Here is a 17,398-nt window from a genome sequence, read left to right as displayed (position 1 = left end):
GTGGGGCCGGGGAGGAAAAACGTTACGCGGACACCTGTCCGCTGCAAAGGTTTTACGTCCGAGGCGAAAGATTTTGCCGCCGGACCGTCTGGCGGGTGCGACCGGCCGGGCCGTGGTCGGGCTGCCGTTGACAGGCCGGACGCGGTGGAGCCATGTTCCGCGTCCTTTCGTGCCTTCGTCCAGCAAGTCCAGGCTCCCCGCAGTGATCCGCTCCACGGCGGAATTCGCCCGCCATGTCGGGCTCGCGCGCACGACCGTTTCGCGGGTGCTCAACGGCCAGCCGGGCTTGAAGCAGAAGACGATCGATCGCGTGCAGCAGGCGCTCGCGGAAACGGGGTTCACGCCCAACGCCCACGCGCTGCACCTGAAGGGCAAGCGCACGTCGATGATTGGCGTCTGTATGGAGGATCTGGCGACACCGCCGGGCGTGCGGAAACTGGCGACGCTGCAACGCGTGCTGCGGGCGCGGGGCTTCTCCTCCTTGATCGAGGTCGTGGCGCCCGGGGCGGGGCGGGAGGTCGTGCGGCATTTTCTGTCACTGCGGGTCGAGGCGGTGGTGTTCATCGGCCACTTTCTGCGCGAGGAGATCGAGGCGCGGATCGCCGAGTTGAACGCCCACGGCACGCCGCATCTGGTCATCGACCACTATGGTCTGAAAGGCGCGAACACGGTCTCGCTCGATCGCGCGGCCGGGATGACGGCGGTGGTGAACCACCTGTGTGATCTCGGGCACCGCACGTTCGGGTTGCTGGGAATTTCGAAGGGACCGGTGAGCCGGATCGATCGGCCCAGCGGGATTCAGACGGCGTTGCGGGCGCGCGGGCTCGACTTCGAGACGTGCACGCGGTCGGTGGATCATTTGCACGAGCGGCGGAACGATTTTCAGTACGGCCGGAAACTCGCGGCGAGCCTGATGGAACAGCCCGACTGCCCGACGGCTTTCATCGGTTACAACGACGAGATCGCGGTGGGCGCGTTGCGCGGTTTGCAGGAGGGCGGGCTGCGCGTGCCCCGCGATGTGTCGATCACGGGTTTCAACAACCAGGACATCTGCCTGATGACGTCGCCGACGCTTACGACCGTCGATCAGAGCATCGACACGACCATTGCCACGGCGGCCGAGCTGATTTTGTCGCAGCTCGGCAAACCGGTCCGCACCAAACCCATCATCAAGACGATCGCGCCGACGCTCGTGATTGGCGAGTCGACCGGCCGCGTGCGGGCGCAGGCGGCGTAATCGGCTGCAAGCCCGCAAACGCCTTGGCAAGGGCCGCACCTCGCGTGGGCCCAGACCGAACGGCCACAAAAAAACCCCCGACTTTCGTCGGAGGCTTTCGTTTCAAAGGTGCTGATACCAATCGCTCCTTGCTTTTGGACTTCTGGATCGACCGTGGCTACGAGCGCCAGCGAGTGGTCGTTCGGCCACTCGCTGGCGCTCGTAGCCACGGCTAAAGTCCAAACGCAAAGAGCGATTGGTATGAGGCGCTTACTTCTTCGTCGGCATCGCCGGCATCGCGGGTGCGGCGGCGGTCGGCTTGATGTCGAGCAGCTCGACGTCGAAGATCAGCGTGGAGCCCGGAGGAATGCCGGGGCGGCCGTCGTCACCGTAGGCGAGCTGCGGCGGGACGTAGAGTTTGATTTTGCCGCCCTTGTTCATCTTCTGAATGCCCTCGGTCCAGCCGGGGATCACCTGATCGAGCGGAAATTCCGCGGGCTCGCCGCGCTGCACGGAACTGTCGAAGACGGAACCGTCGATCAACGTGCCGGTGTAGTGGACCTTGACGGTCTCGGTCGCCTTCGGGGCGGCGCCGTCACCCGGCTTCACGATCTCGTAGTGGAGACCGCTGGGGAGTGCGACGATGGCCTTGTTTTCCTTCAACTTGGTGAAGTAGCCGGCGTTGGCCGCGAGGTTCTTTTCCTTCAGCTTGCCGAGATACGCGCCCTGCTTCTTCTGCATGAACTCGTCCATGGCGGGCCCGATCTTCTCGAGCTCGTAGGGCGACTCCTTGCCGGAGGCGGCCAGCGAGATGCCCTTCAGGAGCAGGTCAACTTCCGCCTTGGTGAATTCGAGCTCGGTGAGCCCCACGCGTTTGCCGATGAACCAGCCGAACTCCTCGATCAGCTGCGCGTCCGTGAAAGCGGCTTTCGCGGGAGCCGCGGCCGCCGGTGCGGGTTGGCCGGGGACGTTGAGTTTGACTTCCTGGGCGCGGGCCACGGCGAGGCCGAGGACAGGCAGGCAAATCGTGGCAATGTGCTTCAGTTTCATGCGTGGATGGGAACGGGTAGAGTAACGACCGAGGCACCTTTGTGCCGTAAAAGTTTCAACCACTGCCATCCCCCCGGGTGAAAGCAATCCCGATCTCCCCGCTTGAGTCGGCCCGCGCAATCGGACATCACCTCGACCCCGCACGAATGAACCCAGACCAATTTTGGAACAGCCAGGACGGTCAGATCCTCACGGTGAAGAACAAGGACGAGCGGACCGTGACGCTGACCCTGGGGTTCTGGCCGCGCCATCCCGTCGAGTTCGATTTTCTCAAACAGAACCTCGGGGCGCTCAAATTCACCGAACGCAGCTCGATGGCGCGCATCGGGATCGAGATGCTTACGAGCGGCCACCCGCGGGTGGAGGGCAACCGGCTGGAGTTCGACGTCGACGCTTTCATCTACGACGCGAGTTTCCCGAACGCGTCCTACTGGAAGAAGCTGATGCGCGTCGGTTCGCCGGTCGGCCGGCTCTACTACGCGCCGGCGGCGGCCAAGCTTTCCACGGCTGAAATCTGGGCGGCGCTCCAGGAGAACCGCATGAAGCTCCCGAATACGATTAGCATCGATTCGAAGGGCCGCGTTTTCCTCACCCCGCACCAGCTGAGCTACACCCTGAGTCCGCGGCTCGTGCGCGCCGACTTCGAGCGCATCGTCAGCGGCGCCGCCGGCCGGGCCTACATCGATCGCGTGCAGGTGCGCCACGAGGCTGCACCGCTCACGATTCCGCCGCGCTCGGGCATTCTCACGAGCTGCTCGATGTATCTGAAGGAGCACTTCGTCGTGCTCAACCAGGGCGAGGGCAACTTCGGCATTCACACGAGCGCCGTGCTGCTCGATCCGATCAAGACATTCGGCACGAATGTCATGCTCGAGATCTACAACACCGGCGACCAACCCGTGGTGAATCCCGTGGTGTCGGTCGAGGTGTTCCGCGCCCCGGAGGCGAGCGATCCGGAATTCAAGACGCTGACGAAGCGCCGCACGCGGCTGCTTGCGACCGCCACCGAGCTCTACAAGTGCCTCGACGAAAATCCGCCGCGCGAAAACGGCGAGGTGGCGCGCCCGCGCACGAAGATCACCGTGAAGGGGCAGAGCGCGACGATGGAGAATCACGCGATTTTCCTGAAGTCGTCGGACGATATCAAACGCACGCTCGGCGCGGTCGGCGGCCCGTGCGGGCATCGCACCATGATCCAGGCGCTCGACGCCGCGCCGGAGAACGCGGACACGCTCGTGCTGGATTACTTCCCGTCACTGCTCGAGCAGATCGAGCTCATCACGCGCATCGGCGATGTGAAGCTGAAGCGGATCATCTTCCGCAAGGCGTCACGGACCCACGGATACTTCCTCTCCAGCAACGCGCACGCGCGCCTCGATACGTTCGACGCCATCGGGCTGCAGGTGTACTGGCACGACGATCTATCGAAGGATTTGTACCTCCACACGTACAAGAAGAACCACGGCTTTTTCGTGCGCGAGGAGGTTGCCCGGAAATTCCAGGAGTCGACGGTGCTCGCGTTCTACGGCTCCGCGTTCGGGCTCGAGCCGGCCGACACCGAGCGCATTTCGTCGCTCGTCGACAAGTTGACGAGTTTCATCGGCACGAATCTCGGCGTGCTGACCGGCGGCGGTGGCGGCGTGATGCGGCTCGCGACGGATCAGGCGCGCGTCAAGGGCGCGCTGACCGGGGCGTGCTTCCTCGAACTCGAGGCCCAGCCGCCGGAACTCGGCGTCGATTTCTTCAACACCTTCCAGGAGTCGTCACGGCACTTCCGGCAAAAATGGTTCGAAGCGGCGGATTTCTGCATCTTCAACGTCGGCGGCGTCGGCACCCTCGAGGAAGTCGGCATCGAGATGTGCAATCTGAAACTTGGGATCCGGCCGCGCGTGCCGTACGTGTTTTTCAACGCCCGTTTCTGGGACGATCTGCGGAAGCAGCTGCGCACGATGATCAAGACGCGCCGCGCGCCGGCGTGGATGGCGGACTACGTGCTCTTCACCGACGATCCCGACGAAGTCGTCGCGTTCTACCGGAAGAAGCTCCAGGTGCTGTGATTTTTCGCGCGTGATGCCCACTTCTCTTCCTCGGTCGGTCCTGGTCGTCGGATCCGGCGGGCGCGAACACGCGCTCGTCCGCGCCCTGCACGCGTCACCCGCGCAGCCGCGCGTCATCTGCGCGCCCGGCAACGCCGGCATCGCCCAGGATGCCGCCTGTTTCGCCATCGCCGCCGATGACATCGCCGGCCTCGTCGCCCTCGCGCAACGCGAGCGGATCGAGTTCGTCGTGGTCGGCCCCGAAGTGCCGTTGTCGCTCGGCCTCGCCGACCAGTTGATCGCGGCGGGCATTCCCGTCTATGGACCGAAGGCCGACGGCGCGCGGCTCGAGGCGTCGAAGATTTTCACGAAAAAGATCCTGCTCAAGCACCGCATCCCCACGGCGCCGGCGGCGTTCTTCAGCGAGGTCGCGCCGGCGCTCGCGTACGTGCGCACACGTTCCATCCCGATCGTGATCAAGGCGGACGGCCTGGCGGCGGGAAAGGGCGTGGTCGTCGCGCAATCCGCGGCCGAGGCAGAGTCCGCCGTACGGGACATGCTCGAAGGCGGGCGGTTTGGCGCGAGTGGCAGCCAGTTGCTCGTCGAGGACTGCCTGTTTGGCGAGGAGACCTCGATTCTCGTCGTGGTGTCGGGGCGCGACTACGTGATCCTGCCGACTTCCCAGGATCACAAGCGCATCGGCGATGGGGATACGGGGCCGAACACCGGCGGCATGGGCACGTATTCGCCGGCGGAGGTCGTGACGCCCGCGCTGCTTGAACGGATCGACCGCGAGATCGTGCGTCCGTCCGTCGACGCCATCGCGGCCGAAGGTATCGATTATTGCGGTACGCTCTTCATCGGCATCATGCTGACGCCGTCCGGCCCGAGTGTGATCGAGTACAACGCCCGCTTCGGCGATCCCGAGACGCAGGTCGTGCTGCCTCGGCTCGCGACCGATGTGCTCGGGCTGTTGTGGGCCGCGACCACGCGCCGGCTCGCCGGCCTGACTCTGGCGCTGCGGCCCGAACACGCGATGTGTGTCGTGATCGCGGCGAAGGGCTATCCGGACGCGTACGCGAAGGGCGACGTGATCACGTTTCCCGCGGCGCTGCCGCCGGGTGTTTCCATTCTGCATGCGGGCACGGCCCGGAAGCCCACGGGTGAAATGGTGATGAACGGTGGCCGCGTGCTGGGCGTCACGGCGCTGGCGCCGACCCTGCGCGAAGCAGCGGACAATGCTTACGCCGTGTGCGACCAGATCGGCTGCGTCAGCAAAGTCTACCGGCGCGACATCGGGGCGCGGCAGTTGAACCGCACGCCATGATCGCGCGCGTGTTTCGAGTGCTCGCGGGAGCGCAGGCCTCCGGCCTGCAAATGCTGGCGGGACGCTCGCGCAGCCGACTCGTTGTGGCCGCGGGGTGGATCGCGTTCGCCGGTTCGGCTTTCGCCGCGCCGCTCGAGCGCGAACTCGGGCAGCGTCTTTCCTACGTGCGGGTGCATGAGCTGCCCGCCGATTTGCCGGCCAAGCCGGCGGGCCGGTTGCCGGCGTTCGTGGCCGATGTGCGTTACGTTCCGGCCGACGCGGAGGGCGCGAAGGCGTTTCTGACGTGGGTGAAGGAGCGCGCCTCGGCGCGTTCGCCGGTGTTTGTTCTGGCCAACGCCGCCACGTCGTCGGAGCTGTTGAAGCTGCTGGGATCGCGCGAGAAGATTGCCGGCGTCGTCGTGGTGGGCATCGAGGCGCCGGGATTCAAGCCCGACGTCGTGGTCCGAGCCGCGGCCGAGGACGAGCGGCGGACTTACAACGCACTCGAACAGGGAGCGGAGATTGCGACCCTGCTGACCGATCATCCCGACAAGGTACGGCACGACGAGGCGAGCCTGTCGAAGGATCGGCCGGAACCTCCGCCGCCGGCGACGTCGTTGCCGGCACCGACTCCGAACTCGAGCTCACCCGTGCCGGCCGCGAACACCCCGCCCGCGGCCAGCGCGGAACGACCGGCCGGCGAAGCCGTTGCCGCCAAGCCGGCCGCGAATCGCGTCGATGCGACGTTACAGCGGGCGGTGCACCTGCACCGGGCGCTCGTGGCCTTGAAGAAGATCTAGAGGGCAGCCCTCGACTTCCGGCGTCCGAATCCAGCTTTGCTTTTCCGGCAAAAGCGTGTCCTTTCCCTCCCCGTGTCCGCAACTGGCGTCATTGTCACCGTTTGCACCGCGAACATCTGCCGCAGCCCGATGGCCGCGGCCTTGTTGCAGCACGCGCTGTCGGCGCAGCCGGAGCCGCTGCGTTCGATCAAGGTGATTTCGGCCGGAGTGGCGGCGCGGAGCGGCGAGCGCGTGTCCGAAAACTCGGTGCAGGCGTTGCGCAAGGTCGGCATCGATATCTCGGGCCACCGCAGCCAGCCGTTGACGCAGGAAATTCTGGATGGGGCGCTGGCGGTGCTGTGCATGACGGAATCGCACCGGGCGATGATTCAGGTGCAGGCCGATCCGGTGCCGGCGAATATCTTTCTTTTCCGTCAGTTCATTCCCGCCGACGTGGAAAAGGAAATCGGCGATCCGTATGGCGGGCCGCTGCGGTTGTACGAGGCGACGCGCGACGAGATGGTGGAATCGATCCCCTCGCTGGTGGCGCAGCTTAAGACACTCATCGGCCGCAAGCCCGGCGCCTGAGGTTGGATTTCGGATTGCGGATTCCGCATTCTCGGAATGGTTTCGTGACTGGTTTTCCTTCCGAATTCCTCAATCCGAAACCCGCAATGTTGAACTCCGCGCCGCTCCGTACTCTCGATCCCGATATCTTTGCCGCCATTTCGGCGGAGCTCGGCCGCCAGCAGGGCCACATCGAGCTGATCGCCTCCGAGAATTTCACCTATCCCGCCGTGATGGAGGCGCAGGGTAGCGTGCTGACCAACAAGTACGCCGAGGGTTATCCGGCGAAGCGCTGGTACGGCGGCTGCGAGCAGGTCGACAAGGTCGAGAACATCGCGATCGAGCGGGCGAAGAAACTCTTCGGCGCCGAGCACGCCAACGTTCAGCCGCACTCGGGTTCGCAGGCGAACTTCGCGGTCTACACCGCAGTGCTGCAGCCGGGCGACAAGGTGCTCGGGATGAACCTTAGCCACGGCGGTCACCTGACGCACGGCAACCCGGCGAATTTCTCCGGCAAGCTGTATCAGTTTGTGCAGTATGGCGTGCGCGAGGACAACGGCCTGATCGACTACGACGAACTCGCCGCGATCGCCGCGCGGGAAAAGCCGAAGATGATCACCGTCGGTGCGAGCGCGTACTCGCGCGTGATCGACTTCGCCCGCATGGGCGAGATCGCGCGGAGTGTGGGTGCGTTCCTCTTCGCGGACATCGCGCACATCGCCGGCCTGGTCGCGTCGGGTATCCATCCGTCGCCCGTGCCGCATGCGGACTTTGTCACCACCACGACCCACAAGACGCTGCGCGGACCGCGCGGTGGTTTGATTCTCTGTCGCGCGGTGCACGCGAAGGCGATTGACTCGGCGATGTTCCCCGGCGGCCAGGGCGGTCCGTTGATGCACGTGATTGCGGCCAAGGCCGTGTGTTTCGGCGAGTGCCTGAAGCCGGAGTTCCGGACGTACTCGGAGCAGGTCGTGGCGAATTCCCGCGCGCTGGCGGCGGCGATGACGAAACGCGGCTACAAGATCGTCTCGGGCGGCACGGACAACCATCTCATGCTGGTCGATCTCCGGCCGAAGTTTCCCGAGCTCACCGCCAAGAAGGCGCAGGAGACGCTCGATCTCGCCCACATCACCTGCAACAAGAACACGGTGCCGTTTGAGACGCGCAGCCCGTTCCAGGCTTCGGGCATCCGGCTCGGCACGCCCGCCGTGACCACGCGCGGATTCGTCGCGGCGGACATGGAGGAAATCGCGAGTTGCATCGACACCGTCCTCGCGGCCATCGGCACGCCGGGTGAAGCCGCGGCGCTCGAGGCGACGAAAGCACGCGTGGCGACCCTGACCGGTCGCTATCCGCTTCCGTACAAGCTCTAGTTCCAGTCGGAACGGCCAGTGGGCCTTTGCGGGCGCGGCCGATGTGGACACTACGCATCGCCTGCGACGGGCCACAACAAACGATTGCCCGCATCAGGGGGCGTGGATACGGTTGTGCTCTCGCATGAGTGTTCCAGCCAAGTCACCGCTCCTGACCTATCGCGGCGTCGTGGTCGCGGTGTTGGCGTTGGGTGTGGCGGTGAGCGTGGCCGCCTATGTCTTGGGCCGGCGCGAGGAACGAAGCCAGGCCGTGGCCGAGTTTCTGCACCGGGCCGAGTTGCGTCACTCCCTGACCCGGGAGGTCCTGGGTCGTTACGCGGACGCTCTTTTTGGGCTGTCCGCGCTGTTCACGATCGAAGCCGGCGTGACCCGCGAGGAATTTGCCCGTGCCGCCGACCGTCTGGAGGGGCGGATTGCCGGCGTCCAAGCGTTCGAGTGGGTGCCCGTGGTCAAACAGGAGCAGCGTGCGGACGTCGAGCGCGAGCTCGGCCGCAATCACGGGCCCGCGATGGCGCAGTTCATCGAATATGGCGCCGACGGCACAGCGCGTCGCGCGGAGACCCGGCCGCAGTATTATCCGATAGTCTACGTGCATCCGCTGCCGGGCAACGAGGCGGCGGTGGGCTACGATTTGATGACAGGACCGACGCGGGCGACGCTCGAACGCGCGCGCGAGTCGCGCCGGATGACGCTCACGCATCGGTTCCGGCTGGTGCAGGAAAAGGGCGACCATGCCGGCGTCGTGATGGTGCAGCCGGTGTTTCGCGGGGCGGGAGACGGCGAGCTGGCCGGGTTTCTTCAGTGTGTGTTTCGCGTCCACGATTTGCTGGAAACGGCGCAGAGCCGGCAGCCCGACACGAATTTCGATCTGCTCTACGTGGATGCCTCGGAAACCGATCCTGCCCGGCGCGTCCTGCACTATCGCCCGTCCCGTGAGGCCACGGTGCGGACTTCACCCACGGAGGCGGAGTTCCGCGAGGGCGTGGTCAGCGAGCACCGGCTGCCGTTCGGCCAGCGCGACTGGCGGCTCTTGTTCCGACCGCGCGCGGGCTGGCTCGAAAGCCGTTACACGTCGATGCCGCTGTTGCGCTCGTGCAGTCTCCTGCTGCTCGCCGGGTTGGTGGCAGGCTTGGTGCGCATGACGGGGCGCCGCACCGCTACCATCCGCCAGGAGGTGACCGAGCGCACGCGGGAGCTCGCCGAGAGCCGACGTCAGCTGGCCAACATGCTGCACGCGCTGCCGGGCATGAGCTACCGCTGCACCTACGACGGCCAGCTGACCGTGCTCTTCCTCAGCAGCGGCGCCCGCGAACTCACCGGCTGGACCGCCGAGGAATTTCTGTCCGGCACCGTGCATTTCCGCGACTGTATCCATCCGGCGGATCTTGATCGGGTGCGCGAGGTCACCCGCAAGGCGCTCGAGGGGCGGACCGACGTGGAGGTCGAATACCGCGTGCGGACCAGGGCCGGGGAGGAGAAGTGGGTCCTGTCGCGCGGCCGCGGCGTGTACAGCACGGACGGCGCGCTGAGTTTCTTCGAGGGCCTGGCGATCGACATCACGGCGCAGAAACGCGCGGAGGCCGGCCGCCTCGAACTCGAGCGCAAGCTGCTCGAGGGCCAGAAGCTCGAGAGCCTCGGCCTCCTCGCCGGCGGCATTGCGCATGATTTCAACAACCTGCTCAGCAGCATCCTGGGCAACGCCACCATGGCACGCCTCTCGCTCACGCCGGACAGCCCGGTTGAGGGGCAGCTGCGCTCGATCGAGTCGGCATCATTGCGCGCGGCCGAGCTGTGCCGCCAGATGCTCGCATATGCCGGCAAGGGACGGTTTGTCGTCGAGCCCACCGATCTCACGGAGCTCACCGACGACCTCTTGCCGCTGCTGAAAATCTCCATCGCCCACCAGGCAACCTTGCGGCTCGATCTGGTGCGAGGGCTGCCGCCGGTGCTCGCTGACGCCACGCAGATCCGCCAGATCGTGATGAACCTCGTGCTCAACGCCGCGGACGCGATGACCGGCCGCACCGGCGAGATCGTGGTGTCGACCGGCGTGACGCACGTCGACGCGGCCACGCTGGCGGGCGGTGCGGCGGGTGCCGGATTGCCGGCGGGGGAATTCGTTTTTCTCGAGGTGAAGGACGCCGGCACCGGGATGACTCCGGCGGTGATGGCGAAGATCTTCGATCCTTTCTTCACCACGAAGTTCGCCGGGCGCGGTCTCGGTCTCGCCGCGGTGCTCGGCATTGTGCGCGGTCACAGCGGCGCCCTCCTGGTCAGCAGCACGCCGGATGTCGGCACGGCGTTTCGACTGCTGCTGCCGCCGTTGCGGGTGAAGCTGCCGGCGGCGAAACGCAATGGCGACGCCGCGACGCGCGAGTGGAAACCCTCCGGCAATCTGCTCGTGGTCGATGACGAGGAGCAGGTGAGGGCCGTGATGGTGGCGATGTTGAAGGCGTCCGGTTTCTCGGCCACGGCCGTGGCGGACGGCGAATCCGCGGTGCAGCTCTTTCGCGAAAAGCCCGACCACTTCGATGCGGTCGTGCTGGATCTCCTGATGCCGGGCTTGAACGGGGAACAGACCTGCATGGCGTTGCGCGAAATCCGGCCGGACGTCCGTGTGCTGCTCGCGAGCGGCTACAGCGAGGGCAACATCCTCGGCCGGCTCGGCGGCGGACGGGCGCTCGGCTTCCTGGCGAAGCCGTTCACGCGCGATGCGCTGCAGCGCAAGCTGCGGGATTTGCTGGAGTGACGAACGGCGGCTGACCGGGAAAATGTTCCCGTGCTTTTGCGGAGTGGCCGTTTGCGCCTTGGCGTCCCGGGCTGGTTTCTCTTTCGTCGCGGCTTCTTCGTGTCCAACTCCGCTCCTTCTTCCTCCGCGACTCCGAAACCGAAGCGGCCCCTCTCGCTCGGCGTCATCTTTCTGACGCTGTACATCGACCTGATCGGCTTCTCGATCATTTTTCCGCTCGGGCCGGACCTGCTGGAATACTATTTGAAACTGGAGGGTCGCACGGGCGCGCTCGGCTGGCTCGTCGGTCAGACGGACGCCCTCGCGCAGGCCTTCGGGATCGGCAATTACGCGCCGGTCCTTTTTGGCGGCGTGCTCAGCTCGGTCTTCTCGATTCTGCAATTCGTGTTCGCGCCGTTCTGGGGCGCGGTGAGCGATCGGCGCGGGCGCCGCGGCGTGCTGCTGCTCACGGTCGCGGGCACGGCGCTCGGCTATCTGCTCTGGGTGTGCAGCGGCTCGTTCTGGCTGTTTCTCCTGTCGCGCGTCGTCAGCGGCGCGTTCAGCGGCAATCTCTCGGTTGCCACTGCTGCCGTCGCCGATGTGACCTCGCGCGAGGAACGATCGAAGGCGATGGGGCTGGTCGGCGCGGCGTTCGGGCTTGGCCTGGTGACCGGACCAACGCTCGGTGCGCTCACGGTGCACATCAATCTGGCGGAATATTTCCCCGCGCTCACGCGTTTCGGCATTACGCCGTTTTCGGTGCCCGCGCTCTTGGCGTTCAGCTTGTGCGTGATCAATTTCTTTTGGATTTCCGCGCGCTTCAAGGAGACGCTGTCGGCGTCGGCCCGCGCGGGCGCGATTGAGCCGCGGCTGCGCAATCCCATCTCGGCCATCCTCGGCCTGCGCGATCCCGCGGTGCGCCGCACCAACCTCGTGGCGTTCGTGTTCTCGATTGCGTTTGTCGCGATGGAATCGGCGCTGACGTTTCTGGCCTCGACCCGCTTCGGCTACACGGCGCGCGAAAACGGCTTCCTGCTCGGTTTCCTCGGCTTCTGCGCGATCGTCACGCAGGGCTACATCGTGCGGAAGATGCTGAAGGTCTCCGACGAGATTCGCGTGCTGTCGTACGGTCTCGGCTTCTCGGTCGTCGGCTTTTTCGTCATGGGCTACGCGTCGCAGCCGTGGATGCTTTATGTGGGGGTTGCGCTGATGGCGCTCGGCTCGGGCCTGGTGAATCCGTCGACGACAGGGCTCATTTCGCTCTACGCCGGCGCGGGTGAACAGGGCCGGGTGCTCGGCATCTTTCGCTCGTTGAGCGCGCTGGCGCGGGCGTTCACGCCTGTGCTCGCGGGCATCGTGTTCTGGCGGTTCGGTTCGACGAGCGTGTTTGTCGCCGGTGCGTTGCTCTCGCTCGGCGCGCTCGGCCTGGCCTTCAAACTCCCCAAGCCGGTGAAATGAAAACCGGCGGACGGATACAGGAGTCAGCGGAGCACAGGGGACGGGAGACAGGAGACAGGGGGCAGGGGACAGGTGTCGGTCGACAAGCCGGCGGCAAACGCGGTCTCACGGCAATGTGCGCCTGGCTGCGTTCGTTTTCAAACCGTCCCGCCTCGTCGTTATCACGTCACCTGTCCCCTGTCTCCTGTCGCCCGTCCCCCGTCACCTGTTTCCTGTTCCTCAGTGTCCTGTTCATCACCGGCTGCACCTGGCCGGGGTCGCGCCGGCCCTCGCTGCCAGGGCGCACGACGCTCAGTTCGCCGCTGGTCATCCTGCCGGCGCAGACGATCGGAAACTACCTGCTGATCGAGGCGAAATGGGATCGCTACGGGCCCTATCACTTTCTGATTGATACCGGATCGTCGGTCACGCTCGTGACGCCGGCGCTGGCGCGGCGTTATCCGGGACGCGAGGGTCCGGGCGCGCCTGCCGGGACCGTCCGGGTGACCGGGGCGAACGGGGGCGTCACCGAATTGCCGCGCGGATCGCTCCGCCGGCTCGAACTGGGCGACGCGCGCTTCGAGGACGTCGATGTGCTGCTCTATGATTGCGCGCCGCTCTCGGCCCATCTCGGCGTGCGCATCGACGGCGTGCTGGGATTTCCGCTGTTTCGGGAAACGCTGCTGACGCTCGACTATCCCGGGAGCCGCGTGGTGCTGCAGCCGGCGCGCAGTTCGCTGCTGGTGCCGGGAACCAACATCGCGTTCAACGACGCGCGCAAGACACCGCTCATCAATGTCCGGCTCGGCGATCGATCGCTCGTGGTGTTGATCGATTCGCTCAGCGACGCGACGTTCAGCCTCAATCCCGTGGGCCTCGCGCCACGGTTTGCCTACGGGCCCAAAGTGGGCGCGACGGTGGGCACGATCAGCGGTGATCGCATCCAGCGCGTGGGCCGGCTCGGCGAGACGGTGGCAATCGGCGACTATGCGTTCACGCAGCCGGTCGTCGACGTGACCGATGAACTCTCGGCGATCGGCGGCGGCATGTTGAAATATTTTTCCGTCACCTTCGATCAGTTGCACGATCGCGTGACGTTTTATCGCGACGCGCGCGATCCGATTGTGACGCCGCCGCAACGCAGCGCGGGCATCAGTTTCAACAAGACGCCGGCGTACTGGCGTGTGGCGGGCGTCGTGCCGCAATCGTCGGCCGAGGCGGCCGGCGTGCAGCCGGGCGATCTCGTGATTCGCATCAATGGTGATCCCGTCGCCAAATGGGATCTCCGGCGCTACGAACAGCTCATCGCCACGAGCGGCGAGCTGGTGCTCACGTTTCTCAACGGCACGACCGAGTCGGAGAAACGCGTGAGCGTGTTCGAGCTCGTGCCCTGAAGTTTCGGCCGTGCAAACGCGCAACCGGGGGTGGCCCGGTTGCACGAATCGAGCGGGCGCTTACTTCGCGCTGCGCTGCAGGAGGAACGCGCCGCCGCCGTCGTGACCCGAGGTCCACGGCGTGCTCAGGACGCTGCGGGTGAGTTCAAACGGACCGCCGGCCTTGCTGGCGAGAAACGCGCGCACGACCTTTTCGTTTTCCTCGGTGTCGATGCTGCAGGTCGAATAAACGAGCCGGCCCTTCGGCGCCACGAAACGGGCGGCGGCGTGGAGCAACGACAGCTGCTGGTCCGGGTGCTTCTTGAAGTCGCCCGGCTGCAGCCGCCATTTCACGTCGACGCGATGCCGCATCACGCCGGTGTTCGAGCACGGGACGTCGAGCAGCACGCCATCGTAAGATTCGGGGAGCTTGTGCTCGCGCAGGCTCAGGGCCGCATTCTCGAGCACATCGGCCTGCACCAAGGCCACGTCGATCCCGGTCGAGCGGGAGAGATTTTCCTTCAACCGATCGATGCGCGCGGTGGGCAGATCGACGGCCACCAACCGACCTGACTGCATCGTGTCGGCGATGTAGAGACTCTTGCCGCCGGGAGCGGCGCAGAGATCAAGGATGCTTTCCCCCGCTTTTGGCGCGAGCAGGTCGACCGGAATCAGGGTCGACGGATCCTGCAGGTAGAGGCGTCCGGTCTTGAGCAACGGTTCGACTTCCGACCAGCGGCCGGATTCCACCTCGGTCATCTTCGACCACTGCGTTGGCTTCAGGAAGTCCGGCGGAGCATCGTTCGCGTCTCGCGCGCGCCACCGGGCGTAGACTGGAGCCGGCCGTTGGTTCCATTCCAGAAGTGCGCGGGTCGAAGCGGGACCGAATTGAGCCAGCCAGCTGCGCACCAGCCAGGCGGGGTGGGAGAAATAATCGCCCAGTTCCTCCGCACTTGCGGACAGCGTCGGGGCGGGGGCGGCGAGGGCGCCGGCCAGTTTCCGCACGACGGCATTTACCAGCCGGGCCTCGGCGGGGCTGGCGAGGGACTTGGTCTGTTCGACCGCGTGATGTACGATCTTGGCCTTGCGGCCGTCGTCGCCGTCGCTCGCCGCCTCGATCAGTTCAAAGCCGGCCACGAACAGGACCGCGCGGGTCGAGAATCGCGGCGGGTGGGCGACAAGCCGTTCGAGCGCGGCATTGATCCGGCCAAAGTGACGGACCACGCCCAGAACCAGATGCTGGCAGCGCGCCCGGGCGGGGCCGTTCAGCGTGCGGGGCAGGGTGTCGAGGAGCGCATCGATGCGTTCGCGGCGATCGAGCCACCGGGCAATCAGCCGGGCGGCGGAGGGCCAGGCCCCGGATGGGGCGGATTCAGGCGAAGCGGAAGCCGCGGCGCTCATTCGTGCCTCCGGCTGACGGCGAACAAGGGGAGTTGCTCCATTTTGACACTCGGTTTGACAAGGCTAGACATTGTCCGCTCAACTCTCCCGTTCAGGCCCTCACACACGCAACCATGAATTCCGAAGCCGTTTCCGCGCTCATTGCCAAATCGCCGTCCCTCAAGGCGGCCAAGCCCAAGCTCGAGGCCATGGAACCCGGTGCGTACGTGGTGCATCGGAGCTGGGGATTCGGCCAGATCAAGAGCTACGACGAAGCGGCCCAGCGGCTGATCATCGATTTCAAGGGCAAGCGCGCCCACCCGATGGATCCGGCTTTCTGCATCACCACGATGGACGTGCTGCCGGAAAAGCACCTCCTCGTGCGCAAGGAGACCGACACCAAGCGCGTCAATGAGCTCATCGCGGAAAATCCCGCGCAGCTGGTGGTTGAGGCCCTGCAGGCTTACCCGAACAACGCCGCGACGGCGATTGAGCTGGAGATCACCCTCGCCCAAGTGATTGGCGAGGAGAAGTTCAAGAAGTGGTGGGCGGCCGCCAAGAAACTGGTCGCCAAGGATCCGCGCGTCGCGGTCCCGGAAAAGAAGACCGAGTGCTATGTGCTCCGCGAAACGCCGGTGTCCGCGGAAGACGAAATTTTGGAGCAGTTCAACGGCACCCGCTCGGCCCGCCGCCGGATTGCGCTCGCGGAAGAGTTGATGGTCGCGACCGGACGCAAGGACGTGAAGGCCGATCTGTCCGTCGTGCTCAAGGGCGTTGCCGACGCCGTCAAGGACTCGAACCAGCTCGACGCCTCGGAACGCCTTTACGGTGCCGCCGTGCGCGACGATCTCGCCAAGGCCGTCGGAGCCGAGAATAATTTTGCGCCCACCCAGGCCGCGATCATCGGCAACGTGCGCGATCTCGTCGCCATTTCGGAAAAGATTCCGGTGCAGTTTCAGTCGCGTTTCCTCGAGCTCATCCAGGAAACCCACCCGATCGAGGCGCGCGACATCCTGTTCACCCTGTTGAAGACGTCGCAGGGCAAGTTCACGACGGAGTGCATCAACTTCCTCGTCGAACAAGGCCACGCCGACGAACTCGCCGCCACGCTCAAGCGCTGGCAGACCGAGCAGAACCTGCGGGCTCCGGTCCTCCTGTGGATCGTCAAGAACCGGCACTCCAAGAAATTTGCCAAGCTGCTGAATGACCTGATCACGCCGCGGCTTCTGAGCGCGATCTTCTTCGCCATCGATTACGAGGCGCTGCAGGCGTCGAGCGCCCGCCGGATTCCGCTCGCGGACATCCTGAGCGAGGACACCGATCTCATCTCCGATCTTCTCTCCACCGCGGATCCCGAGACGGCTCGCGATCTGGCGAACACGCTGATGCTGAACCAGGGGTTCGAGGAGCTGACGAAGAAGTCGCTGCTCGCCCGCTTCATCAAAATCTTCCCGAAGATTCAGTCGCTCGTGGCGGCCGATGCCGAGAGCAAGGAGGAGCAACTGCTCGTTTCCCGCTCCAGCTACGATCGCAAGCGCGAGGAATACGAGACGATCGTCTCCAAGAAGATTCCGGAAAACTCCCGCGCCATTGCCACCGCTCGCGAACACGGCGATCTCAAGGAGAACTCCGAATACAAGATGGCGAAGCAGGACCAGCAGGTGCTCATGGCGCAGAAGACCCTCCTCGAGCGCGAACTCGGCCGGGCCCGCGTCACCGACTTCAAGGAGGCGTCCATCGAGCAGGTCAGCGCCGGCACAGTCGTCGAGGTGAAGACGGCCGCGGGCGGTGCCACCACCACCTATACCATTCTCGGCGCCTGGGACGGCGATCCGGAGAAACACATCATTTCCTATAAGACCGCCATTGGCGCGGCACTGCTCGGCCGCAAACCGGGCGAGACGGTGAAGGTGAAGCTGGGCGGCAATGACGAGGAGTACACTGTCGTCAAAATCACGCGTTTCGCGGACAAATCGGCCGTCTGATTTGTAAGTTCCGTTCGTTTTGGAAATTGGGCGGGCCCTCGGGCCCGCCTCATTTTTTTTTTACGCGCGCGTCGTGCGGCGCGAGGATGTGATTCGCAATTCTCTTACGCAGAACGGACTCGAAACTTTGCGGCGGTGCGCCGAGTGTATGCCCACACCCGGTCTATA

12 protein-coding genes are annotated in these 17,398 nt (G+C 65.3%); 10 read left to right on the top strand and 2 right to left on the bottom strand.

Annotated features, from left to right (window positions below):
- Positions 1 to 202 precede the first annotated feature (202 nt).
- Positions 203 to 1,237, top strand: coding sequence for a LacI family DNA-binding transcriptional regulator (locus ACLJEU_RS21985; protein WP_414663902.1), 1,035 nt, complete (start codon positions 203 to 205; stop codon positions 1,235 to 1,237).
- Positions 1,238 to 1,486: 249 nt separating this feature from the next.
- Here the strand turns inward: ACLJEU_RS21985 and ACLJEU_RS21980 are convergent, their stop codons facing one another.
- On the bottom strand, positions 1,487 to 2,266 hold the full coding sequence (locus tag ACLJEU_RS21980; protein WP_414663901.1) for an FKBP-type peptidyl-prolyl cis-trans isomerase: 780 nt from the start codon (positions 2,264 to 2,266) through the stop codon (positions 1,487 to 1,489).
- 146 nt (positions 2,267 to 2,412) lie between these two features.
- Between ACLJEU_RS21980 and ACLJEU_RS21975 the strand changes: the two genes are divergently transcribed.
- The 8 genes from ACLJEU_RS21975 (at position 2,413) to ACLJEU_RS21940 (ending at position 13,886) form a co-directional block, all read left to right on the top strand.
- Positions 2,413 to 4,323 carry an LOG family protein gene (locus ACLJEU_RS21975; protein ID WP_414663900.1) on the top strand — a complete coding sequence of 637 codons (1,911 nt, stop codon included), beginning with the start codon at positions 2,413 to 2,415 and terminating at the stop codon, positions 4,321 to 4,323.
- A 13-nt stretch (positions 4,324 to 4,336) separates the two neighbouring features.
- Positions 4,337 to 5,629, top strand: a complete 1,293-nt coding sequence (gene purD / locus ACLJEU_RS21970; RefSeq protein ID WP_414663899.1) for a phosphoribosylamine--glycine ligase — start codon at positions 4,337 to 4,339, stop codon at positions 5,627 to 5,629.
- Positions 5,626 to 6,408, top strand: a complete 783-nt coding sequence (locus ACLJEU_RS21965; protein WP_414663898.1) for a hypothetical protein — start codon at positions 5,626 to 5,628, stop codon at positions 6,406 to 6,408. The genes purD and ACLJEU_RS21965 overlap by 4 nt, the downstream gene beginning before the upstream one ends.
- 72 nt (positions 6,409 to 6,480) lie before the next feature.
- Positions 6,481 to 6,975, top strand: a complete 495-nt coding sequence (locus ACLJEU_RS21960) for an arsenate reductase/protein-tyrosine-phosphatase family protein (protein ID WP_414663897.1) — start codon at positions 6,481 to 6,483, stop codon at positions 6,973 to 6,975.
- A gap of 86 nt (positions 6,976 to 7,061) precedes the next feature.
- Positions 7,062 to 8,327: a serine hydroxymethyltransferase gene (glyA, locus tag ACLJEU_RS21955; RefSeq protein ID WP_414663896.1), complete on the top strand. Its 1,266-nt coding sequence runs from the start codon at positions 7,062 to 7,064 to the stop codon at positions 8,325 to 8,327.
- A 124-nt stretch (positions 8,328 to 8,451) separates the two neighbouring features.
- Positions 8,452 to 11,076 carry a CHASE domain-containing protein gene (locus ACLJEU_RS21950; RefSeq protein WP_414663895.1) on the top strand — a complete coding sequence of 875 codons (2,625 nt, stop codon included), beginning with the start codon at positions 8,452 to 8,454 and terminating at the stop codon, positions 11,074 to 11,076.
- Between the two features lie 99 nt (positions 11,077 to 11,175).
- On the top strand, positions 11,176 to 12,513 hold the full coding sequence (locus ACLJEU_RS21945) for an MFS transporter (RefSeq protein WP_414663894.1): 1,338 nt from the start codon (positions 11,176 to 11,178) through the stop codon (positions 12,511 to 12,513).
- Between the two features lie 113 nt (positions 12,514 to 12,626).
- Positions 12,627 to 13,886 (top strand): aspartyl protease family protein, encoded by a 1,260-nt coding sequence (locus tag ACLJEU_RS21940; protein WP_414663893.1) that lies wholly within the window; start codon positions 12,627 to 12,629, stop codon positions 13,884 to 13,886.
- Positions 13,887 to 13,946: 60 nt separating this feature from the next.
- Here ACLJEU_RS21940 and ACLJEU_RS21935 read toward each other — a convergent pair whose 3' ends face one another.
- Positions 13,947 to 15,266: an RsmB/NOP family class I SAM-dependent RNA methyltransferase gene (locus tag ACLJEU_RS21935; protein WP_414663892.1), complete on the bottom strand. Its 1,320-nt coding sequence runs from the start codon at positions 15,264 to 15,266 to the stop codon at positions 13,947 to 13,949.
- Between the two features lie 113 nt (positions 15,267 to 15,379).
- Here ACLJEU_RS21935 and ACLJEU_RS21930 point away from each other — a divergent pair, with 113 nt between their 5' ends.
- Positions 15,380 to 17,230: a GreA/GreB family elongation factor gene (locus tag ACLJEU_RS21930; protein ID WP_414663891.1), complete on the top strand. Its 1,851-nt coding sequence runs from the start codon at positions 15,380 to 15,382 to the stop codon at positions 17,228 to 17,230.
- Positions 17,231 to 17,398: the final 168 nt, after the last annotated feature.

The sequence above is a fragment of the Terrisphaera buseokensis genome (genome assembly GCF_047521145.2).
In the GTDB taxonomy this organism is placed as follows: domain Bacteria; phylum Verrucomicrobiota; class Verrucomicrobiia; order Opitutales; family Opitutaceae; genus ER46.
Note: the sequence above shows the minus strand (reverse complement) of the source record. Positions and strands in the feature narration are given on the sequence as shown.

Coding starts and splice junctions, on each gene's coding strand:
- purD (WP_414663899.1), top strand. CDS start 4,337: ATGCCCACTTCTCTTCCTCGGTCGGTCCTGGTCGTCGGATCCGGCGGG.
- glyA (WP_414663896.1), top strand. CDS start 7,062: ATGTTGAACTCCGCGCCGCTCCGTACTCTCGATCCCGATATCTTTGCC.
- ACLJEU_RS21965 (WP_414663898.1), top strand. CDS start 5,626: ATGATCGCGCGCGTGTTTCGAGTGCTCGCGGGAGCGCAGGCCTCCGGC.
- ACLJEU_RS21950 (WP_414663895.1), top strand. CDS start 8,452: ATGAGTGTTCCAGCCAAGTCACCGCTCCTGACCTATCGCGGCGTCGTG.
- ACLJEU_RS21935 (WP_414663892.1), bottom strand. CDS start 15,266: ATGAGCGCCGCGGCTTCCGCTTCGCCTGAATCCGCCCCATCCGGGGCC.
- ACLJEU_RS21930 (WP_414663891.1), top strand. CDS start 15,380: ATGAATTCCGAAGCCGTTTCCGCGCTCATTGCCAAATCGCCGTCCCTC.
- ACLJEU_RS21980 (WP_414663901.1), bottom strand. CDS start 2,266: ATGAAACTGAAGCACATTGCCACGATTTGCCTGCCTGTCCTCGGCCTC.
- ACLJEU_RS21940 (WP_414663893.1), top strand. CDS start 12,627: ATGTGCGCCTGGCTGCGTTCGTTTTCAAACCGTCCCGCCTCGTCGTTA.
- ACLJEU_RS21975 (WP_414663900.1), top strand. CDS start 2,413: ATGAACCCAGACCAATTTTGGAACAGCCAGGACGGTCAGATCCTCACG.